The sequence below is a fragment of the Pantoea rwandensis genome, assembly GCF_002095475.1.
Lineage (GTDB): Bacteria > Pseudomonadota > Gammaproteobacteria > Enterobacterales > Enterobacteriaceae > Pantoea > Pantoea rwandensis.
Window position 1 is genome coordinate 42,997 of sequence record NZ_MLFR01000008.1, and the last position, 21,905, is coordinate 64,901.

15 protein-coding genes and 1 pseudogene are annotated in these 21,905 nt (G+C 55.6%); 12 read left to right on the forward strand and 4 right to left on the reverse strand.

The window, feature by feature from the left end:
- The first annotated feature begins 249 nt into the window (after positions 1 to 249).
- From HA51_RS10285 to flhE, 9 genes and pseudogenes are all read left to right on the forward strand, one after another.
- Complete coding sequence (locus tag HA51_RS10285) at positions 250 to 1,503, forward strand: CmpA/NrtA family ABC transporter substrate-binding protein (RefSeq protein WP_084934522.1); 1,254 nt, start codon at positions 250 to 252, stop codon at positions 1,501 to 1,503.
- Between the two features lie 11 nt (positions 1,504 to 1,514).
- Entirely contained in the window at positions 1,515 to 2,390 is an 876-nt protein-coding gene (gene ntrB, locus HA51_RS10290) for a nitrate ABC transporter permease (protein ID WP_084934426.1), read from the forward strand.
- A 10-nt stretch (positions 2,391 to 2,400) separates the two neighbouring features.
- Entirely contained in the window at positions 2,401 to 3,189 is a 789-nt protein-coding gene (locus HA51_RS10295) for an ABC transporter ATP-binding protein (protein ID WP_084934427.1), read from the forward strand.
- A gap of 10 nt (positions 3,190 to 3,199) precedes the next feature.
- The gene (nirB, locus tag HA51_RS10300; RefSeq protein ID WP_084934428.1) at positions 3,200 to 7,267 is read left to right on the forward strand and encodes a nitrite reductase large subunit NirB; all 4,068 of its coding nucleotides are present in this window, start codon (positions 3,200 to 3,202) and stop codon (positions 7,265 to 7,267) included.
- On the forward strand, positions 7,264 to 9,867 hold the full coding sequence (locus HA51_RS10305) for a nitrate reductase (protein ID WP_084934429.1): 2,604 nt from the start codon (positions 7,264 to 7,266) through the stop codon (positions 9,865 to 9,867). The genes nirB and HA51_RS10305 overlap by 4 nt, the downstream gene beginning before the upstream one ends.
- An 11-nt stretch (positions 9,868 to 9,878) precedes the next feature.
- Positions 9,879 to 10,709, forward strand: a complete 831-nt coding sequence (gene cobA, locus HA51_RS10310; protein ID WP_084934430.1) for a uroporphyrinogen-III C-methyltransferase — start codon at positions 9,879 to 9,881, stop codon at positions 10,707 to 10,709.
- A gap of 464 nt (positions 10,710 to 11,173) precedes the next feature.
- Positions 11,174 to 12,325 (forward strand): flagellar biosynthesis protein FlhB, encoded by a 1,152-nt coding sequence (gene flhB / locus HA51_RS10320; RefSeq protein ID WP_084934431.1) that lies wholly within the window; start codon positions 11,174 to 11,176, stop codon positions 12,323 to 12,325.
- Positions 12,318 to 14,404: pseudogene (flhA, locus tag HA51_RS10325) on the forward strand (flagellar biosynthesis protein FlhA). The gene flhB and the pseudogene flhA overlap by 8 nt, the downstream one beginning before the upstream one ends.
- A gap of 3 nt (positions 14,405 to 14,407) precedes the next feature.
- Positions 14,408 to 14,815 carry a flagellar protein FlhE gene (gene flhE, locus HA51_RS10330; RefSeq protein ID WP_084934432.1) on the forward strand — a complete coding sequence of 136 codons (408 nt, stop codon included), beginning with the start codon at positions 14,408 to 14,410 and terminating at the stop codon, positions 14,813 to 14,815.
- A gap of 35 nt (positions 14,816 to 14,850) precedes the next feature.
- On the opposite strand, the gene argS is transcribed toward flhE, so the two are convergent.
- Complete coding sequence (gene argS / locus HA51_RS10335) at positions 14,851 to 16,581, reverse strand: arginine--tRNA ligase (RefSeq protein WP_084934433.1); 1,731 nt, start codon at positions 16,579 to 16,581, stop codon at positions 14,851 to 14,853.
- A 168-nt stretch (positions 16,582 to 16,749) separates the two neighbouring features.
- Positions 16,750 to 16,872 carry a hypothetical protein gene (locus HA51_RS27685; protein WP_007889544.1) on the reverse strand — a complete coding sequence of 41 codons (123 nt, stop codon included), beginning with the start codon at positions 16,870 to 16,872 and terminating at the stop codon, positions 16,750 to 16,752.
- 319 nt (positions 16,873 to 17,191) lie between these two features.
- On the opposite strand from HA51_RS27685, the gene HA51_RS10340 reads away from it, so the two are divergent.
- On the forward strand, positions 17,192 to 17,746 hold the full coding sequence (locus HA51_RS10340) for a VOC family protein (protein WP_084934434.1): 555 nt from the start codon (positions 17,192 to 17,194) through the stop codon (positions 17,744 to 17,746).
- Here HA51_RS10340 and HA51_RS10345 read toward each other — a convergent pair.
- On the reverse strand, positions 17,743 to 18,882 hold the full coding sequence (locus HA51_RS10345; protein WP_084934435.1) for a MalY/PatB family protein: 1,140 nt from the start codon (positions 18,880 to 18,882) through the stop codon (positions 17,743 to 17,745). The two genes, HA51_RS10340 and HA51_RS10345, sit on opposite strands and share 4 nt — an antisense overlap.
- 85 nt (positions 18,883 to 18,967) lie before the next feature.
- Between HA51_RS10345 and cutC the strand changes: the two genes are divergently transcribed.
- The gene (cutC, locus tag HA51_RS10350) at positions 18,968 to 19,720 is read left to right on the forward strand and encodes a copper homeostasis protein CutC (protein WP_084934436.1); all 753 of its coding nucleotides are present in this window, start codon (positions 18,968 to 18,970) and stop codon (positions 19,718 to 19,720) included.
- A gap of 169 nt (positions 19,721 to 19,889) precedes the next feature.
- Positions 19,890 to 20,750: a hypothetical protein gene (locus HA51_RS10355; protein ID WP_084934437.1), complete on the forward strand. Its 861-nt coding sequence runs from the start codon at positions 19,890 to 19,892 to the stop codon at positions 20,748 to 20,750.
- Between the two features lie 51 nt (positions 20,751 to 20,801).
- Here the strand turns inward: HA51_RS10355 and HA51_RS10360 are convergent, their stop codons facing one another.
- Complete coding sequence (locus HA51_RS10360) at positions 20,802 to 21,899, reverse strand: glycerol dehydrogenase (RefSeq protein WP_084934438.1); 1,098 nt, start codon at positions 21,897 to 21,899, stop codon at positions 20,802 to 20,804.
- Positions 21,900 to 21,905 lie beyond the last annotated feature (6 nt).

Sequence of the window (21,905 nt, forward strand, 5' to 3'; positions counted from 1 at the left end):
TTGCACAAAGCCTGTGCGTATTGTGCGTCAGGGCAGTGCAAATCAGCGTGATATCGACCAGCACAGAAGCCAGCACCCTGAAATAGCGGTGATTTTATTTTGGCACAGGCTTTGCAATACCTTACAGACATTGCGCATTTGTTTCGCCAACGGCGGTGAAGCGAGTGCTTTGGATAAAGGCGTCCGGCCCCATGTTTTAACGACATGCGGGAGGACGCCTTTTTTTATTTCTTTTTTGGGATGCGCATGATGAGCAAAACGCGGTTTTCGGTTTCACGTCGTCAGTTCCTGCTGGGCAGTGCGGTGGTCAGTGGCAGTTATTTGCTGCCGGGATTACGAAACGCGGTGTGGGCAGCCGGTTCTGATGCGCCAGAAAAAAGCAGCGTTCGCGTTGGCTTTATTCCGCTCACAGACTGCGCACCGGTGGTGATGGCGTCAGTGAAAGGCTTTGACAAAAAATACGGACTCACACTGCAACCCAGTAAAGAAGCCAGTTGGGCGGCAGTACGCGACAAACTGACAGCAGGTGAACTGGATGCCGCGCATGCCCTGTACGGCATGATCTACGGCTTACAGTTGGGTGTGGCAGGGCCACAGCACGACATGGCCAACCTGATGACGTTGAATAACAACGGACAGGCCATCACCTTGGCCAATCAGTTAAAAGAACAAAAGGTCACGGACGCGGTTGGCCTGCAAAAGCTGATAGCCAGCCAGGCAAAGGGGACTTACACCTTTGCGCACACTTTTCCCACCAGTACGCATGCCATGTGGCTTTACTACTGGCTGGCAAATGCCGGTATCGACCCGTTTGAGGATGTACGTACCGTTGTGGTGCCGCCACCGCAGATGGTGATGAACATGAAAATGGGCAATATGAGCGGCTTCTGCGTGGGCGAGCCATGGAACCAGCGAGCCATCAGCGACAACATCGGTTTTACCGCCACTACCACTCAGCAGATTTGGCCCGATCATCCAGAGAAAATCCTCGCCACCCGTGCGCAATGGGTGCAAGAGAACCCAAACACCGCGCGGGCAATGACTGCAGCGGTACTGGAAGCCGCACGTTGGATCGATGCTTCCGATGAAAACCGCAAAGAGACGGCCGCCGTATTAGCCGGGCGGGCGTGGATCAACACCAAAGTTGAAACCCTGGAAGGACGTATGCTCGGTCGTTACGAGAATGGATTGGGCCAGAGCTGGCAGGACGCACACGCGATGCGCTTCTACCACGATGGCGAGGTGAGTTTCCCATGGATCTCTGACGGCATGTGGTTCCTGACGCAGATGAAGCGCTGGGGCATGGTGAAAACCGCGCCAGATTACGCCGCCGTCGCCCGCCAGATCAATCGCATCGACATCTATAAAAACGCTGCCAGCGCGGTGGGCGGGGTCTCCATACCCGCCAGCGAAATGCGTAGCAGCACGCTTATCGACGGCAAAGTGTGGGATGGCAGCAACCCCGCCGCGTATGCCGACAGTTTCGCCATCAAACGTAGTTAAGTGAGGTCAGCATGAAATCTGAAGCCCGCACGCTAAAACCTGCGACCGAGTTAGTCGTTCAACCCGCGCAGGTGATTGCGCTCAACGTGCAGCAGAAACACCGTGCTCGCCAGCGCTGGCTGCGGCCGCTGTTGCAGCGGCTGATCCCGGCGAGTTGTGGCGTGATTTTGCTGCTGTTTGTCTGGCAACTGGCCTCGATGTGGAGCAAGGGTTTTCCAACGCCATTTGCCACCTGGCAGGCCGCGATAACGCTGTTCGCCGATCCCTTCTACAACAACGGCCCCAATGACCAAGGCATCGGCTGGAACGTCTTGGCCTCATTGCAGCGTGTGGCCGTGGGCTTTGGGCTGGCAGCTTTAATCGGTATCCCGGCGGGATTCCTAATTGGGCGTTTCACCTTCGTGGCACGCATGTTCAATCCGATCATCGCGTTGTTACGCCCAGTGAGTCCGCTGGCGTGGTTGCCGATTGGTCTGCTGCTGTTTCAACGGGCAGAGCCCGCCTCCAGCTGGACCATCTTTATCTGTTCCATCTGGCCGATGGTGATCAACACCGCCGAAGGCGTGCAGCGCATCCCACAGGATTACCTCAACGTGGCGCGTGTCCTGCGTCTTAACGAATGGACGGTGATGCGCCGCATTCTGTTTCCTGCCGTGCTGCCTGCCGTGCTCACGGGGATGCGCTTGTCGATGGGCATTGCCTGGCTGGTGATTGTCGCCGCCGAGATGCTGACGGGAGGCTTGGGTATTGGCTTCTGGATCTGGAACGAGTGGAACAACCTCAACGTCGAAAACATCCTGATTGCCATCGTGTTGATTGGCGTTATCGGGCTACTGCTGGAGCAGGCACTGATGCTGCTGGCGCGCCGTTTTAGCTGGGATAAATAAGGAGTCCACTATGAACCCGATTATTCGTGTACAGCAGGTCAGCCAGCGCTTTAACACTGCCAGCGGTGAATTTCTGGCACTCGACAACGTTAGTTTTGATATCCACGCCGGTGAGACCCTCAGCCTGATAGGACACTCGGGCTGCGGCAAATCCACCTTGCTCAATCTTATTGCTGGGTTGACCCAACCGAGCAGCGGCGTGCTGCTGTGTGAAAACCGCGAAATCAGCGGACCTGGCCCAGAACGTGCCGTGGTGTTCCAAAATCACTCGTTACTCCCGTGGTTGACCGCTTATCAAAATGTCGAGCTGGCGGTACAGCAGGTGTTTAAAGGGCAGATGACTAAAAGCGAGATGAGTGAGTGGATTGAACACAATCTTCATCGCGTGCAGATGGGCCATGCCATGCACAAACGCCCTTCGGAGATCTCCGGTGGTATGAAACAGCGCGTCGGCATTGCCCGTGCGCTGGCAATGAAGCCACGTGTGCTGTTGCTCGACGAACCCTTTGGTGCCTTAGACGCCTTAACACGTGCACATCTGCAAGACAGTGTGATGCGTATTCAGCAGGAGTTGAAGACCACCATCGTGCTGATCACGCACGATGTCGACGAGGCGGTACTGCTGTCCGATCGCGTACTGATGATGACCAATGGGCCAGCGGCGCAGGTCGGTGAAATCCTGGCTATCGATCTGCCGCGTCCGCGTTCACGCGTGGCACTGGCCGATGAGCCTCGCTACCACCAATTACGCCAGCAGATTCTGCATTTCCTTTACGAAAAACAGACTGCAGTGGCATAGGGGGCGGGCCATGGTGCAGCGACTGGTGGTGATTGGTAATGGCATGGCGGCGATGCGGATGGTGGAAACCTTGCTGCAGCGGGCGCCGGGTCGCTATGCCATCACGGTAATTGGCCGTGAAGCGCAGGGCAATTACAACCGCGTGCTGCTGTCACCGGTGCTGTCAGGTGAGAAGGCCTTTGCTGACACGCTGCTGCATACGCCGGAGTGGTATGTCGCGCACCAGGTGCAACTGCTGATGGGCGAGGAAGCACGTCAGGTGGATCTGAATTCACGCAGCATCAGTACCGATCGACGCACATTGCACTGGGACAAGCTGGTGTTTGCCTGCGGTTCACAACCGCGCATGCCGGAAATGCCGGGCATTGAGCGCCCGCAGGTATTGGGTTTTCGCACGCTGCGCGACGTTGACGCCATGCTGGCGCAGTCTGGCCCGGTGGTGGTGCTGGGAGGTGGGCTGATTGGCGTGGAAGCGGCGGCCGCGCTGCGCTTACGCGGGCGTAACGTCACGCTGCTACACCATCGCCCGTGGTTGCTGGATCGTCAGCTGGATCAACAGGCAGGCGAGTTGCTCACTCAGCATCTTACTCAACGGGGGATTCACTGCCGCTTGGGTGTGTCGCTACAGGCGATACATACCGCTCATGTCACTCTGACGGATGGCACGCTACTGCCCGCGCAACAGGTGGTCATGGCGATCGGTGTGCTGCCGGAGAAGGCGCTGGCACAGCATGCGGGCGTGCCTTGTCAACGCGGCATCTTAGTTAACCGCCAGCTACAAACCCAAGTTGATCACGTCTACGCACTGGGCGAGTGCTGCGAAATCGAAGAGGAAACCTTTGGTCTGGTTGCGCCGTGCCTCGCACAAGCAGAGGTACTGGCGGCACAGCTAGCCGGTGAGCCGATGGCTGATTTCCACTATCAGGAGAGCGGTACGCGGCTGAAAGTCACGGGCATCGAGATGTTCAGCGCCGGAGACATTAGTGAAGGGGATTCCATCACCAGTTTTGACCCCATTGAGGGTCATTACCGCCGCCTTTTTCTGCGCAATGGCGCACTTCGCGGTGTGCTGCTGTTTGGCGATAGCCAGGCAGCCGGCACGCTGCTCACCCAACTTCAGCAGGCTGAACGCGTGGATATCAACGCGCTGTTCGGTCTGGATAACCTCTCAACGCAGCCCTGTGCTGCAGGAAGCAATGTGATGAGCAAACCTCTTCTCGCCGTGGTCGGTCACGGCATGGTCGGTCACCATTTTCTTGAACAACTGGTGAGTCGTGAACTGCACCAGCACTATCACATTGTGGTGTACGGCGACGAACCTCAAATGGCATATGACCGCGTGCATCTCACGGAGTATTTCACTGGGAAAAGTGCTGACGATCTCTCCTTGGTCAGCGAGAACTTCTTTGAACAGCACGGTATTGAATTGCGCAGCGGTTGCGAGGTGGTCGCTATTGATAGCGCTAAGCGCAGCCTGCGCGATGCCAGCGGTGCTGAACTGACATGGGATAAGCTGGTGCTGGCAACAGGTTCTGTGCCTTTTGTGCCGCCCGTGCCAGGGCGCGATAACCCACGTTGCTTTGTTTATCGCACCCTGGCCGATCTGGATGCCATTGCGGCCACGGCGAAGCACGCGACGCGCGGTGTGGTGATCGGTGGGGGCTTATTAGGTCTGGAAGCAGCGAATGCGCTGAAGCAGCTGGGGCTGGAAACGCACGTAGTGGAGTTTGCACCGCGTTTGATGGCGGTGCAATTGGATGACGGCGGTGCACAGATGCTGCGCGGCAAAATCAGTGCGCTGGGAGTACAGGTTCACACCAGTAAACAGACCGAGGCCATCGAAAGTCAGCCAGACGGCGGCGTGCAGCTGCGCTTCGCGGATGGCAGTGTGCTGGAGACCGACTTGATTGTGTTCTCTGCGGGTATTCGACCGCGTGATGCGCTGGCGCGGGAGGCGGGTATTCAGCTCGGCGAGCGGGGTGGCATTACCATCAATGATGCGTGCGAAACCAATGTGGCGGGCGTATATGCTATTGGCGAGTGTGCACTGTGGCAGGGACAAATTTTTGGTCTGGTGGCACCCGGATATCAGATGGCGCGTGTACTGGCGGCCCAACTCGCGCAGGAAGAGCTGGCGTTCAGTGGCGCGGATATGAGTACCAAACTGAAACTGCTGGGCGTGGAAGTGGCATCGTTTGGCGATGCGCATGGCCGAACCAACGACAGCCAAAGTTACCACTGGACTGACAATCCCAAGGGCATCTACAAAAAACTGGTGGTGTGTAAAGACAGTAAAACCCTACTTGGCGGCGTGCTAGTGGGTGATAGCGCTGACTACAGTACGCTATTGCAGATGATGCTCAACAAGATGCCACTGCCGAGCGAGCCGGAGAGTCTCATTCTTCCGCAGCTGGCAGGTTCACCCTCTAAAGCACTTGGGGTCGCGGCGCTGCCAGAGACGGCACAAATCTGCTCCTGTCATAACGTCACTAAAAGCGATATCTGCGTGGCAGTGCAGGGCGGCTGTGGAGATATGGCGTCAATTAAAAGCTGTACCAAAGCGGCAACCGGCTGTGGCGGTTGTAGCGCGCTGGTGAAGCAGGTGATGGAGCTGGAGTTGGCGAACCAGGGCGTGGAGGTGAAAAAAGACATTTGTGAACACTTCGCTTATTCACGTCAGGCGCTTTATCACCTGATCCGCGTCGGCAACATCACCACCTTTGAACAGTTGATCCAGCAGCATGGCCGTGGGCACGGTTGTGAAATCTGCAAGCCGTTGGCCGGTTCGCTGCTAGCCTCGTGTTGGAACGAATATCTTCTTAAGCCACAGCATCTGCCACTGCAAGACACCAACGACCGTTACTTTGCCAACATCCAGAAAGATGGCACCTATTCCGTCGTGCCCCGCGTACCCGCGGGCGAGATCACGCCGCAGGGTCTGATTGCCATTGGTGAAGTAGCCGCGCGCTACGACCTGTACACCAAGATCACTGGTGGGCAGCGTATCGATCTGTTTGGCGCGCGCCTGGAGCAGCTGCCTGATATCTGGGAAACGCTGATTGCGGCGGGCTTCGAAACCGGACATGCCTACGGTAAATCGCTACGTACCGTAAAATCCTGTGTCGGTTCCACCTGGTGTCGCTATGGCGTGCAGGATTCAACTGCCTTCGCCATCGCGTTGGAGAATCGCTACAAAGGGCTGCGTGCCCCGCACAAAATCAAAATGGCAGTCTCAGGCTGCACTCGTGAATGTGCAGAAGCGCAGAGCAAAGATATTGGCGTGATCGCCACCGACAAGGGCTGGAATCTCTATGTGTGCGGCAACGGCGGGATGAAGCCGCGTCACGCGGACCTCTTCGCCAGCGACCTTGATGATGAAACGCTGCTGCGCTACGTCGACCGCATTCTGATGTTCTACGTGCGCACTGCCGACCGCCTGCAACGCACCAGCGTGTGGATGGATAATATGGAAGGTGGGCTGGATTACCTGCGTAGCGTGGTGATTGAGGATGAACTGGGTATCTGCGAGATGCTGGAAAAAGAGATGCAACTGGTGGTCGATCGCTACCAGTGTGAATGGCACAGCACGCTGCAAGATCCTTCACGTCGTGCCCTGTTCAATGCCACGGTTAACAGCGAGGCTGCGGATGAGACCCTGAACTATGTGCGTGTGCGCGACCAGCGCCAGCCGGCAGTCATGGATATCATTCCCATAACAAGTTTACCCGCCGAGCCATGGAGTGCCATTTGTGATGTCACCGCCATTCCTGCCACCGCAGGCATCGGCGCACGATTGGGTGGCCAGCGCGTGGCGCTCTTCCGTTTCGGCGAGGCGATTTACGCGCTGGAAGATATTGAGCCGGGCACCCAAGCCAGCGTGCTGTCACGGGGGATTTTGGGTGACGTGGCTGGCGAACCCGTAGTGATTTCGCCGTTGTACAAACAGCGTATTCGCCTACGTGACGGGCAAAGCCTGGATAATCCTGAACATCAGCTACGCTGCTGGCCGGTACGGGTAGATGCCGGCAAAGTGTGGCTGGGCCATCAGCCGATTCTTGCTCTTGCGGCAGCATCATGAAAACCACCTGTCCGTACTGTGGCGTGGGGTGTGGCGTGGAGGTGAAAGACCTTACCCAGCCCGTCAGCGGTGATCGCTTGCATCCTGCGAATTACGGTCGCCTGTGTGTTAAAGGCTCTGCGCTGGGGGAAACGCTCTCCAGCGAGGGGCGTTTGCTGTGGCCGCAGATTAACGGCTCACGTGTCAGTCTGGCGGCGGCGCTGGATCACGTTGCGGATCGACTGCGTGACATTATCGCGCAACATGGCCCCGAGTCAGTGGCGTTTTACGGCTCCGGGCAATTGCTGACCGAGGATTACTACACGGCAAACAAGCTGATGAAAGGGTTCATCGGCGCGGCCAATATGGATACCAACTCACGGCTGTGCATGGCTTCCGCGGTAGTGGGGTACAAACGGGCTTTCGGCGCAGACGCTGTGCCTTGCTGTTACGAAGATATCGAACAGGCGGATGTTGTGGTGCTGGTGGGCTCTAACGCGGCATGGGCGCATCCGGTGGCGTGGCAGCGGCTGGTGCAGGCCAAAAGCGACCGACCAGACATGAAGTTAGTGGTGATCGATCCCCGTCGTACGGCCAGTTGCGATCTGGCAGACCTGCATCTGGCTTTGAAGCCTGGTTCGGACAGCGCCCTGTTCGCCGGACTGCTTAACTGGTTGAGCGAACAGGATGCGGTTAATGCAGACATGCTGCCGCATCTGATGAACGTGGACGCCACGCTGGAAGCCTGTCGCGCCTGGGATCTGCCTACGGTAGCGGCAACCTGTCAGCTGAGCGAGCAGGAGGTTCTCACTTTCTGGCAGTGGTTCGCGGCGCAGCCACGCGTGTTGACGCTGTGGTGTATGGGCATCAACCAGTCGCAAACCGGGAGTGATAACAACAATGCGATCATCAATGCGCATCTGTTAAGCGGGAAAATAGGCTATGCCGGAGCGGGGCCTTTTTCGTTGACCGGACAACCGAATGCGATGGGCGGACGAGAAGTCGGCGGCTTAGCCAACCAGTTGGCGGCACATATGGGTTTCAGTGATGAAGAGGTGGGTCGACTGAGCCGTTTCTGGGGCAGCTCACGCGTTGCGCGACAGCCGGGTTTAACGGCGGTGAATTTGTTTAATGCCATGGAACGCGGCGAGGTCAAAGCGGTGTGGATCATGGGCACCAATCCTGCCGTGTCGATGCCCGAGGGCAATCGTATCGCTAAGGCATTAGAAAAATGCGAGCTGGTGGTGGTTTCTGAAGTGAGCGCGCGCAGTGATACAGCTGATTTAGCGCATGTGCTGCTGCCCGCGCAAGGTTGGGGCGAGAAGAATGGCACTGTGACTAACTCGGAACGCCGTATTTCACGTCAGCGCAGTTTTATCGAACCCGTCGGTGAAGCGAAACCGGATTGGTGGTTGTTGGCGCAGGTGGCGCAGCGGCTGGGCTTTGCTGACGCCTTTGCGTGGCAGCATCCCTGCGAAATTTTTGCTGAACATGCAGCGCTGTCGGGCTTTGAAAACGCGGGCCGTCGCGCCTTCGATATCAGCGCACTGGCAACTATTACGCGTGAGCAGTATGACCAGCTTGCGCCAGTACAGTGGCCGATCAATGAGCAGGCGCCGAGCGGTACGGCGCGGATGTTTTCCGACCGCCATTTTTTTCATCCAGATGGCAAAGCACGTTTACTCCCGCCCGCGATCCCTGTCTCGGTCCAGGTCAGTGAGCGCTATCCCTTGTTGATGAACACCGGGCGTATTCGTGACCAGTGGCACACCATGACGCGCACTGGCAACGTTCCGCGTCTGATGCAGCACTACGATGAGCCCTTTGTCTCGCTGCATCCGCACGATGCGGAGGCTCATGGCTTACGTCAGGGGGATATTACGCGTGTGCAATCAGCTCTGGGTTGGTGGAGCGGCCGGGTGGTGATCGATACTGGACTCACGCGTGGCCAGCTTTTTATTCCCATGCACTGGACTCGCCAGTTTAGCGCTCAGGCCAATGTCGACGGCCTGGTCTCTGCTCTCTGTTGTCCAGACTCTGGGCAGCCGGCGCTGAAACAGACGGCGGTGCGCCTGCAACCTCTGCGTCCCGCATGGCAAGGGTGGCTGTATTTAACTGACGTCATGCAGCCGCAACAGCTTTTGTACTGGTCCCGTGCACCACAGCAGGGCGCACAACGTTATGTGTTGGCGGGGCAGGCACGGGCTGCCGATTGGCTGATGCAGCAACCGGGCATGCGGGCATTGCAGTGGCAACAGGCGCAAGCGGGGCAGCAGTTACATATGCTGGGCTGGCGCAACGGTAGTCTGATATGTGCGTTTTATGCTGGCCCCGCTTTGCCCGAGATTGATCATCGTTTTGTTGCACAGGCTTTCGCTGATACACCATCTTCACCACAGCAACGCCATGCGCTGTTGGGCGGTCGTCCGGCTCAAGGGGAAAGTCAGGGAAGAACCATTTGTAGCTGCTTCGGCGTGGGTGAGGTGGCAATTCGCCGGGCGATCGAGCAGGGCTGTGATTCACCGGCTTCACTGGGCGCGGCGCTGAAGTGCGGCACCAACTGTGGATCCTGTATCCCGGAGCTTAAAAACTTACTGACAACCCTGCGCGTCGCGCAGTAGTGGAGAACGTGATGACTCAGGCGATTGATAGTCTTGATAAACTGCTTAATCCGCAGGGTGGCGCATCGGCTTCAGGCTGTGTCTGGCTAGTGGGCGCCGGGCCGGGTGATGTTGAGTTGCTAACGTTGAAAGCGCTGCGATTAATCAAATCGGCGGACGTGGTGGTGTATGACCGATTGGTGAGCGATGCCATTATGGCCGAAGTGCCTGGCAGCACACTGGCCATCGATGTGGGTAAAAAACCGGGCAGCCATGGTCTCAAGCAGACACAAATCAATCAGCTGTTGATCGATCTGGCGGCCAGTGGACGCAGGGTGGTGCGTTTAAAGGGTGGCGATCCTTTTATCTTCGGACGTGGCGGTGAAGAGATGGTTTCGCTGCAGCAGGCTGGCATTCTCTGTCAGATAGTCCCGGGTATTACGGCGGCAGCGGGCTGTGCGGCGGCCAGTGGTATTCCGTTAACGCATCGCGACTGCGCCCAGTCTTTGCGTCTTATTACCGGTCATGGCAAAAGCGGTGAGCCACGACTCGACGATGCCAGCCTGGCTGCTGGCAATCAAACGCTGGTGTTTTATATGGGGCTGAAATGGAGCGCGAGTATCAGTGCCCAGCTGCAGGCGCAAGGGCGAGCTAGTGATACGCCAGTCGCCATTATTGAGAACGGCACACGACCCGACCAGCGAGTCATGGTCACCACGCTTGCCGACCTGACGGCAACCATAGCAAGAGAGCAGGCGCAGTCACCGGCATTACTGTTGGTGGGTGAGGTCGTGCGGTTTTATCGAGATGCCCACGCGGTTGTGCCAATGAATAGTATCAATAGTGGAATGTGGGTCAGTTAAGAGGCTGTTTTGGTGGGTTGTATCTTGCCCTCTTTGAAAGAACGCACCGAAGCTAATGAGCAGGCTGGTGCCGCTCTAGGATGGCATTTCGCGGCGCTGAACAAAATGAGGAAGCCAGGAGAGCCAGCATGGATGCTGGCGAAAGGTGCAGCCGGGACAGGGAAAGTCCCGTCTGCACCGGTCCGTCAGGCTGACGAGTGAAGTGAAGGTACCGCGTCAGCGGCGCGAGGACAGCCAGCCCCAGAGCGGAACCAGACTGCGTTATCACTACATGCTTGACTGTCGCAGACTGCGTTATCGCCCCATCGCAACAAACAACCATATACGCACCACGATCCCCACCGCACAGCACCGCAATTTCACTTATGGCTAAATAAACTCGCATTTTCCCCTCTTAATCCACGCTTTAGCCTCGGCGGGTTTTGGCATCCTATGCTCAGAATTCCTGCCAGCTGAGGTATGTCGTGGCTGAAGAGAGCGACGAGGACAAAACAGAATCGCCCACGGCGCACCGACTAGAGAAGGCGCGAGAAGAGGGGCAAATTCCGCGATCGCGCGAGCTGACATCCGTGTTGATGTTGCTGGCGGGGTTGCTGATTCTATGGTTGGGCGGCACCCACATGGCAGAACAACTTGCCAGCATGCTGGCATCGGGGTTTCGCTTTGACCATACCATGGCGACGGATGACAGAATGGTCATTGCCCATATCAGCAACATGATAGGACAAGCGGTGTTAGCGCTGCTGCCGTTGATAGGGGGATTGGTGATCGTGGCAATTGCAGCACCCATGATGCTGGGCGGCATCAACTTTAGTACCAAATCCCTCAAAGTTGACATCATGAAGCTCAATCCATTGAGCGGATTGAAGCGCATGGTATCCGGACAAACCTGGGCTGAGTTACTCAAGGCCATACTCAAAGCCACCTTAGTTGGACTGGTGGCAGGCTGGTACATCTGGTCGCACTGGCAAGAGATGCTGCGTTTGATGAGCGAGTCGCCGGTGAATGCGCTGCACCATGGCCTGTCAATGATGGCTGTCAGCTGTGCATTGATCATGCTCGGTCTCATCCCGATGGTCGGTTTCGACGTGTTCTGGCAGCTCTATAGCCACTTCAAAAAACTGAAAATGTCACGTCAGGAAATCCGCGACGAACATAAGCAAAACGAAGGTGACCCGCATGTTAAAGGGCGCATTCGTCAGGCAATGCGTGCGGCGGCTCGCCGACGCATGATGGCCGATGTGCCGAAGGCGGATGTGATCGTCACCAACCCCACGCACTACTCGGTGGCATTGCAGTATCAGGAAGGCAAGATGAGCGCACCTAAGGTGATCGCGAAAGGTGCAGGTGATATCGCGTTGAAAATTCGTGAGTTAGCGAAAGAACATCGCGTCCCTGTGCTGGAAGCGCCACCTCTGGCGCGTGCGCTCTATCGACACACAGAAATTGGTCAGTTCATCCCTGGCGCACTGTATGGCGCAGTGGCGGAAGTGCTGGCATGGGTATGGCAGGTCCGTCGCTGGAAACGTGAAGGTGGCCTGATCCCAACCAAACCAAAACAGCTGGCGGTGCCGGCAGACATGGACTTTGCAGGAGAGAACAGAAACGATGGCTAATATGGCCGAAAAGCTGCGTTTACCGGGCAACTTTAAAGACACGCAGTGGAAGGTGCTGGCCGGGCCGATACTGATCATGTTGATCTTGTCGATGATGGTGCTGCCGTTGCCAGCGTTCATCCTCGACCTTCTGTTCACCTTTAACATTGCACTGTCGATTATGGTGCTGCTGGTGGCGATGTTTACCCAGCGTACGCTGGAATTCGCCGCCTTCCCTACTATTTTGCTGTTCTCCACCTTACTGCGTCTGGCGCTGAACGTCGCTTCAACCCGTATCATCCTGTTGGACGGTCATACGGGTGCAGATGCCGCAGGCGCGTGGTCGAGGCCTTTGGTCACTTCCTGGTGGGCGGTAATTTCGCCATCGGTATCGTAGTGTTCATTATCCTCGTCATCATCAACTTCATGGTCATCACCAAGGGTGCTGGACGTATCGCCGAAGTCGGCGCGCGTTTCGTGCTGGATGGGATGCCGGGTAAGCAGATGGCGATCGATGCCGATCTTAACGCCGGATTGATAGGTGAAGAGGAAGCCAAACGTCGCCGAACGGAAGTGACGCAAGAGGCGGACTTCTACGGTTCGATGGACGGTGCGAGTAAGTTCGTTCGTGGTGATGCCATCGCCGGTATCTTGATCATGGTGATTAACATCATTGGCGGTCTGTTGGTGGGCGTCGTGCAGCACGGCATGGATCTCGGCCATGCTGGTGAGACCTATACGCTGCTGACCATTGGTGACGGCCTGGTAGCCCAGATTCCTGCGCTGGTGATCTCCACCGCTGCGGGTGTCATTGTCACGCGCGTCAGCACCGACCAGGATGTTGGCGATCAGATGGTAAGCCAGCTGTTCAGCAATCCTCGGGTGTTAATGCTGAGCGGCGGCGTGATTGGCCTGCTCGGTCTGGTGCCGGGTATGCCGAACTTTGTATTTCTGCTGTTTACTGCAGCACTGTTCGGCTTAGCGTGGTGGCTGCGCGGTCGCGAAATGCAGCCGAAGAAAGCCCCCGAAACCACCGGGCTGGCAAAAACGCAGGAAACGCCCGCCACCGTGGAAGCCTCATGGACCGATGTGCAGTTAGAAGACTCGCTGGGTCTGGAAGTGGGTTACCGCCTGATTCCGATGGTCGATCACCTGCAAAATGGCGAACTGCTGGGACGTATCCGCAGCATTCGTAAGAAAGTGGCGCAAGAAGTCGGTTTCCTGCCGCCGGTGGTCCACATCCGTGACAACATGGAGCTGCCGCCTGCGCGTTACCGTATCCTGATGAAGGGTGTCGAGATCGGCAGTGGCGATGCTTACCCAGGGCGCTGGATGGCCATCAACCCTGGCACAGCGGCGGGATCGCTGCCGGGTGAGCCTACCGTCGATCCTGCCTTTGGTCTGGCAGCGATCTGGATTGATAGCGCACTCAAAGAGCAGGCACAGATTCAGGGCTTTACCGTAGTCGAAGCCAGTACCGTCGTCGCCACGCATTTGAACCACCTCATTGGGCAGTATGCCAGCGAGCTATTTGGTCGCCAGGAAGCACAACAGCTACTGGATCGCGTCACTCAGGAAATGCCTAAACTGACCGAGGACCTGGTGCCAGGTGTGATCACGCTGACCACGCTGCACAAAGTGTTGCAGAATCTGTTGATCGAGCGCGTGTCGATCCGCGATATGCGCACCATTATTGAAACGCTGGCAGAGCATGCGCCAGTGCAAACTGACCCGCAGGAACTCACCAGCGTCGTCCGTGTGGCGCTGGGCCGTGCCATTACGCAGCAGTGGTTCCCAGGCAATGGCGAAGTGCAAGTCATTGGTCTCGATGCCACCTTAGAGCGCCTGCTTCTACAGGCGTTGCAGGGCGGTGGCGGTCTGGAGCCAGGTCTGGCTGACCGTTTGCTGGTTCAAGCACAGGGTGCACTGCAACAGCAAGAGATGACGGGTGCGCCGCCAGTGCTGCTGGTGAATCATCCGCTGCGTTCATTGCTGGCTCGCTTCCTGCGCCGTAATTTGCCGCAGTTGGTGGTGCTGTCGAATATGGAGCTGACCGATAATCGTCAAATCCGTATGACTGCCACCATCGGAGGTAAGTAAGTTATGCGTTGCTGGTGTTGGGCATTGATGATGTTGCCCGTGATGGCGCTTCCCTTGAATATCGATGCCGCTACGGGTGCCTGGAGTGACAGCGCCAGTGGGCCGAGCCTGGGTGTGCGCGGTAACTGGCTGATGACGCCGGCGTTGAAGGCGCCGTCTGCTGCGCCGGGCACCATTACGGTGGTGAACTGGCGCTATCAGCTCAGTGTTCCGGCCCCGTCAGGGTTGGTCGTGCGCTTGTGTGCACCACAGCGCTGTGTCGAGATTGAGGGGGGTAATGGTTCGACACGCGAACTCGCCAATATCTCTGCTGATGAGACGCTGCATCTGGCATTTGGTTTTCAGGGCAGAGGTGCATTGCCACCAGGTTTGCGGGTGGTGAGCAGCAGTGTGACGGTCAACTATCAGTAATGCATAAAAAAACCCGCCGAGGCGGGTTTTTTGTTTTACATACGCTCGACGGTTTTAATACCCAGCGTATCCAGTCCTTGCTTCAGCGTTTTGGCTGTCAGCGCAGCCAGTTGCAGTCGGCTATTGCGCACTTGCTCATCCTCTGCGGAGAGGATAGGGCAGTGTTCGTAGAAGCCAGAGAACAGGCCAGCCAGATCGTACAGATAAGCACACATCACGTGTGGCGTACCATCGCGAGCAACCTGAGTGATCACTTCTTCAAACTGCAGCAAGCGGGTGGCCAGTTGCGCCTCACGCTCTTCAGTCAACACGATGTCACCCTTCAGGCTATCGGCATCAAGACCGGCTTTACGGAACACGGAAAGCACACGGGTGTAGGCATACTGCATATAAGGCGCGGTGTTGCCTTCGAACGCCAGCATGTTGTCCCAATCAAAGATGTAATCGGTAGTACGGCTTTTTGACAGGTCAGCGTATTTCACTGCCCCAATGCCGACCACTTCAGCCAGATCTTTCAGCTCTTGCGGGGACATCTCTGGATTTTTCTCACTGACCAACGCAAGTGCACGTTCAACGGCTTCATCCAGCAGATCGGCCAACTTAATGGTGCCGCCGCTGCGAGTTTTAAACGGACGGCCGTCTTTGCCCAGCATCATGCCAAAAGCGTGGTGCTCTAATGGAACAGATTCTGGGACATAACCCGCTTTGCGCACGATAGTCCATGCCTGCTGCAGATGCTGATGCTGACGTGAGTCGATGTAGTACAGCACGCGGTCCGCCTTCAGCGTTTCGTAGCGGTATTTCGCACAGGCGATATCGGTGGTGGTGTAGAGATAGCCGCCATCCTTCTTCTGGATGATCACGCCCATCGCTTCACCTTCCTTGTTTTTAAACTCATCAAGGAATACCACGGTGGCGCCTTCGCTGGTTACAGCCAGACCTTTCTCACGCAGATCGGCCACAATGCCAGGCAGCATGTCGTTATAGAGGCTCTCGCCCATCACATCTTTACGGGTCAAGGTCACGTTCAGGCGATCGTAGACCTCCTGGTTCTGACTCATGGTGATATCGACCAGCTTCTTCCACATCTTGCGGCAATATTCGTCACCGCCTTGCAGCTTCACCACGTAACCGCGTGCGCGTTCCGCAAAGGCTTCATCGGCGTCATAAGTGACTTTTGCTTCGCGATAAAACTCTTCCAGATCCGCCAGCGCGATATCTTCATGATGCTCGTTCTGTTGCTTTTCCAGATACGCGATCAACATACCGAACTGCGTGCCCCAGTCGCCGACGTGGTTTGCGCGGATCACGTTGTGACCGAGAAATTCCAGTGTACGAACCGCAGCGTCACCGATGATGGTGGAACGAACGTGACCCACATGCATCTGCTTCGCCACGTTTGGCGCGGAGTAATCGATCACAATGGTTTGTGGTTCAAGATGACTCACGCCGAGACGTGGCAACTGCAGTGCCTGTGCAGTTTGCGCGGCGAGCCAGTGACGATCGAGGAAAATATTGATGAAGCCGGGACCGGCGATTTCTACTTTGCTGGCGATGCCGTCGAGATCCAGATGCTGAATCACTTGTTCAGCCAACTGGCGGGGTGCCTGACCAAGCTTTTTAGCCACAGCCATGATACCGTTCGCCTGGTAATCACCGAACTGCACCTTAGCAGACTGACGAACCTGGGGTTCGCAATCCGCTGGTGCGCCCGCCGCGACCATTGCCTGACCGACTTTATCGGATAGAAGAGCCTGAATATTCACCGCGTTACCTTCATATGCTGAAAAGGCCCACCACTGGCGGTGAGCCGATGTCGTCATCCCGCAACTAGGCGGCGGGACGGAAAAATAAGAGGGGAAGTATACGTGAAATGTTAAGGTGCGTCAGCTTTTCGCATGCGCAATAAGGGCTGGCAATAGCCCGCGCGCCGATTAACGGCGGCGCGGGTGGCGACGAGGATTTTTAACGCTTTTGTCTTCACGCACCTTCCAGTGGCGGGAAATTGCAAATCCCATCAATGCAATCAGGACCGCGACAACAATGAGCATAGACATAGAGCCATTCCTTGTAGTTGTGAAACACAAATTTATAAGAAAGGGTATCAAGCTGCAATTGTTTGCAACTGAAATAAGAGTTATCTCATTGTATTAATTATCGTTAATATTAACAGTGCTTTAACCCACTTTCATAAAGTAACTTATGGACCTGATTAAGCGATTAATCCTAATTAGATGCCCTGTTTGAACGGTTTTAGGCGCTTTCTGATGCTTAATCGGAGGAATCCGACAATTTTGTCAAGCGCAATGTGCAACGGCCCATCGCTTGAATTGATTAAAATAACTGAACTGAAATAGGCGATTTTGGAGTTTTAAGATGAATTTTCCTTCGGAACTGAGTGATTTAGAACAAGACCTGGCCAGATTTGAGCAGGATTTACAGCAATTTGCTGCACGATTGGGATTGGATTTAGCTGAACATGAAGCCGATCATCTTGCCGTACGTTGCCATCAGTTCACCACGGCGGAGCGGTGGAAAGCGGGATTGCAGCAAATCGGCAACCTGTTTTCGGAAGCGATCATCAACGGTCGTCCTATTTGTTTGTTCAAACTGCATCAGCCACTGCGACTCGCGGGCTGGCAGGTGGATGTGATTGAGTTACCTTGGCCAGGTGAGAAACTGTATCGCCATGAAGGTTGGGAACACGTTGAAATTGTTCTGCGCGGTGAGCCAGAAACCCTGGGAATGCGTGCGATGACGCTGTTATCGGACCATGCGTTGAGCCAGCCTGGCATCTCATTCAAAACCAGCGCGCCAAAAGGGGAGAATGAGCGTTTGCCCAACCCCACGCTGGCGGTGACGGATGGGCAAACCACAATTAAGTTTCATCCATGGCGACTGGAAGAGATTGTCGCCAGCGAGCAACGTTAACGCCGTGCCTTGACCGCGTGATGTAACCGGGCAACTGCCTGCTCTAATAAAGCACGCGTACAGCCAAAGTTGAAACGGACAAAGTGATCATCGCCAAAATCGCGGCCGGGTGAAAAACCGAGGCCGTGTTTCTCGAAATAGAGTGCAGGGCTGGCGACATCCAACTGGCTCGCATCAATCCAGCCGAGATAGGTCGCTTCTGGGCTATTCATACGCAATTCGGGGAAAGCATTTACGTGCGCCACCAGCCAGTCTCGATTGGCGCGCAGATAGCTGATTTGCTCAGTTAGCCATTCGTCCCCTTCACGCCATGCAGCTTCAGCAGCAACCAATGCCAGAATATCAACCCCCGGCACAATGCCCTCACGTACTTGCTTAAAGCGTTTGCGCAATTCCGCATTAGGAATGATCGCCATTGATGCCCCCAGCCCGGCAATGTTGAAGGTTTTTGACGGGGACATGAGGGTAATACTGCGTTGAGCGGCGTCTTCACTTAGCGCGGCGAAAGGAATATGGTGCGCGTCGTGGGAGATCACCAAATCACAGTGAATTTCGTCTGAGCAGACGATGAGATCATGCTGTTGTGCGAACGCTAACTGCGCTTGCAACTCCTCACGACGATATACTGTTCCGCCGGGATTTTGCGGGTTACATAACATCAGGAGCCTTTCGTTTCCTTGCATGGCTTCAGCATTAAGATCCATCACCCAGCGATCGTTATGCAACTGCAGTGGTAGGTTAACCTGCTCGCGTTCGGCCAGCTTTGATGCCGCCCGAAAAGGGGGATAAATTGGCGTTGGGGCGACGGTGCGTTGGCCGGTTTCCGTAAATGCGCGGACCGAAAGATTCAGACCGCAGACTACCCCAGGTAGCATGACGATCCATTCCGGTTGAATATGCCAGTGATAGCGCTGCGCTAAACGCGAAACCGTGATATCAATCAATCCACTGGGTGTGGCGCCATAGCCCAAAATACCGTGATCGGCACGTTTTTTAATGGCCTCAATAATGCACGGTGGGGAGCGAAAATCGGTGTCGGCAACCCATAACGGCAGCACATCGCGATCACCATATTTGTGCCATTTCAAACTATCGCTGTGACGACGGTCTATCCATTGATCAAAATCGAATGCCATAGTGAGGTTTCCACGTAAACTGTCCACTTAAGCAGACTAACTGAAGCCATCCTCCCGAGCCAGAAGTCATGAAAAGGAGTAACGTATGACGAAACTGGAAATTTGTTGCTACGGCATCGACTGTGCAATGACTGCACAGCAGTGCGGTGCCGATCGCGTGGAGCTATGCAGTGCGCCACGCGAAGGCGGGTTGACGCCATCGGCTGGCGTGCTGGAAGCCGCACAACGTGAATTATCGATTCCCGTACACCCCATTGTTCGCCCGCGTGGTGGCGATTTTTGTTACACCGCGCAGGAATTTGAGGTGATGAAATCCGATGTTGCGCTGATGCGTGAGTTGGGTTTTCCTGGTGTCGTCATCGGCATGCTTGATGAAGATGCCCACGTTGATATCGCACGTATGCGGCAAATTATGGCGTTATGCGATGGCATGGCAGTCACCTTCCATCGCGCTTTTGATTTGTGTCATAGCCCAAAAAAATCGCTGGAGGTGCTGGCTGATTTAGGTATCGCGCGCATCTTGACTTCCGGACAGCAGCAAAGTGCCGAAGCAGGAATTGCATTATTGCGGGAACTAAATGAACTGAGTACGGGTCCTATCATTATGGCCGGGGCGGGCGTCCGCTTAAGCAATTTGCAGAAGTTTATTGATAGTGGTCTGCAGGAAGTGCACAGCTCCGCCAGCCGTTTAGTCGCTTCGCCGATGCGCTACCGCAAAGCCGGTGTATCTATGTGCTCCGAAGCGGAAACTGATGAATTCAGTCGAACTTGTGTTGATGGCGATGTGATTGAAGCCATGAAAAGCATGATGGAAATGACCGCAGTCCGCGTCGCCTGAGTTCGCACCCGTTTTGCCGCGCAGCACGCCATACCCAGGACGTGATGTTTGCAAGTACCAAACCCCAGTGAACCTTGCTGGGGTTCTTTTTATCTGTCGATCAGCCGTTGATAGCGCGTTAGGCAAAAAGATGCTTTGATTAGTTTATCGCTGATACGGATAAATCCTCATGAAATCCTTCTCTTGTGCTGTTTTGGTACTGCTGTTGCCTTTATCGGGTAGTGCGCTAGCGGTGAGTACGACCTGTCCGCCGCTGAGTAAAAATATCACCAGCAGTAATAACTGGATCATGCTGGGCGGCGATGCCAAAGGCGCGGTGCGCCAAGTGGTGGCTGGCGAGTTCGGTAAGGATGTCGATTCACAAAAGCGCGTCCTCGGCCAGTTTGACCCCTGTGGCGACTTGATGGTGGCTGATATCACTTATGACAAAAATGAAGGCAACGTGCTGCTCACCATGGAACAGCATATTGCCCGTGTGCAGCATGGCTGGGTGGCAGAGTACGCCTATTTGGTGAAAGTGGTTAAAGAGGGTAAAGAGCAGGTAGTGGATAATCGTCAGGGCACGATCAGCTGGCAAGCGGGGCAACATGGCAACATTGTCAGCGCCTCAGATAAATTTACCAGCATGGGTAAAGACGGTTTCACCGATACCACTTACCGTTATGACAAACATTTTCGTCTGGAAAAAAGTGTGGCTCGCGGCAATGACAACGCCAGCAACGGTGAAAACACCTGGCGCTGGAACCCACAAGGTCTGGTGACCTCTTCGTCCAGTTCGCGCGGGAAAGATAGTTACAGTTACGATAAGCAGTGGCGTGAGATGAGACTCGACGGCTTATCGACCACGCCAGTGAGTACCTTACACTCCGTAGACGAGTGTCAGCTCTGGGATGAAGTGGGTAACTGTACGCTGAGTTATCTGCATGAAACCGAGGTGTTTGCTAAGGGGACTATCGAACGTCACCTGAGTTCTGCTTACAAATACCAGTATTGGGATCGCGCGCCAGCGACGGCAGAGGATGGCGACTGAATATGACGTGATCGGTTTGGGCGTGCCTAGGCACGCCCTTGGATCACATCTTCATTTCACGGTTTTGCTGAATGCATCGACAGCCACTATCGCATTGGCAATATCTTCCGGTGACAGGTTTGGGTTGAGATTTTTCAGGGTATCGCCCTCGCTATTCGCTAACGCCCCTACGCGCACCAGATTCTCCCAGGTTTCATTCTCCAGGTGCAGCTCTTTCAACGTGGTAGGCATATTGATCGAGCGATAGAAGCGAATGTAGCGCGCAATTTCCTCATCTGCGCGCTGTTCCAGCACCATTTGCGTTAACGTACCGTATGCCACTTTTTCACCGTGCGTCAGGTGATGGATATCACCATCTATGGCGGTAAAACCGTTATGAATCGCATGCGCACCCGCCAGACCGGCATTCTCAAAGCCCAGCCCGGAGAGCAGGGTATTGGCTTCCACCACCGCTTCCACCGCAGGCGTCACACGTTTTTCACTCACGGCGGTATAGGCACTGAATCCCCAGGTCAACAGCGTCTCTTCACAGGCGCGCGCAATCGCGGTACCGGCAATGGTTGGATCGCCATTGACCATGGATTTGGCATGAGAACGAAGCACCGCTTGGGCTTCGACCCAGGTTGCCAAGCCATCAGCGATGCCCGATGCAAACAGGCGGGCCGGTGCACTGGCACAGACGGCGGTATCCACTAGCACCAGATCGGGGTTTTTACTGTAGAAACGATAGCTTTCAAACACACCGCTGTCGGAGTAAATAACTGACAATGCGCTGCAGGGGGCATCAGTTGACGCAACGGTGGGTACAATCGCCACGGGCTGTTTAAGCTCATCGGCCACGGCTTTTACGGTATCCAGCGTTTTTCCACCGCCGAGACCGACCACCACGTTGCTGCCTTGAGATTTAGCCAGTTGCGTCAAGCGATTGATCTCATTACTGGAGGCTTCACCCTTAAACGGCTGCCGAATAAACTCCACTCCGGCGGCTTGTAAGGTTTTCTGCGTACGCTCGCCGATCAACTGCCAGACAATGTCATCTGCCACCAGAAACGCATGTTGCCCCAGTTCGGCAACGTAGGTTCCTAGTTCATCTAACACACCTGCACCTTGCACATATTTACGCGGAGAAGAAAAAATGAACTTACTCATAGCGAC

Excerpts from the sequence above, each read along its gene's own strand:
- HA51_RS10285 (WP_084934522.1), top strand. The coding sequence starts at position 250 with ATGAGCAAAACGCGGTTTTCGGTTTCACGTCGTCAGTTCCTGCTGGGC.
- ntrB (WP_084934426.1), top strand. The coding sequence starts at position 1,515 with ATGAAATCTGAAGCCCGCACGCTAAAACCTGCGACCGAGTTAGTCGTT.
- HA51_RS10295 (WP_084934427.1), top strand. The coding sequence starts at position 2,401 with ATGAACCCGATTATTCGTGTACAGCAGGTCAGCCAGCGCTTTAACACT.
- nirB (WP_084934428.1), top strand. The coding sequence starts at position 3,200 with ATGGTGCAGCGACTGGTGGTGATTGGTAATGGCATGGCGGCGATGCGG.
- HA51_RS10305 (WP_084934429.1), top strand. The coding sequence starts at position 7,264 with ATGAAAACCACCTGTCCGTACTGTGGCGTGGGGTGTGGCGTGGAGGTG.
- cobA (WP_084934430.1), top strand. The coding sequence starts at position 9,879 with ATGACTCAGGCGATTGATAGTCTTGATAAACTGCTTAATCCGCAGGGT.
- flhE (WP_084934432.1), top strand. The coding sequence starts at position 14,408 with ATGCGTTGCTGGTGTTGGGCATTGATGATGTTGCCCGTGATGGCGCTT.
- HA51_RS27685 (WP_007889544.1), bottom strand. The coding sequence starts at position 16,872 with ATGTCTATGCTCATTGTTGTCGCGGTCCTGATTGCATTGATGGGATTT.
- HA51_RS10340 (WP_084934434.1), top strand. The coding sequence starts at position 17,192 with ATGAATTTTCCTTCGGAACTGAGTGATTTAGAACAAGACCTGGCCAGA.
- HA51_RS10345 (WP_084934435.1), bottom strand. The coding sequence starts at position 18,882 with ATGGCATTCGATTTTGATCAATGGATAGACCGTCGTCACAGCGATAGT.
- cutC (WP_084934436.1), top strand. The coding sequence starts at position 18,968 with ATGACGAAACTGGAAATTTGTTGCTACGGCATCGACTGTGCAATGACT.
- HA51_RS10355 (WP_084934437.1), top strand. The coding sequence starts at position 19,890 with ATGAAATCCTTCTCTTGTGCTGTTTTGGTACTGCTGTTGCCTTTATCG.
- HA51_RS10360 (WP_084934438.1), bottom strand. The coding sequence starts at position 21,899 with ATGAGTAAGTTCATTTTTTCTTCTCCGCGTAAATATGTGCAAGGTGCA.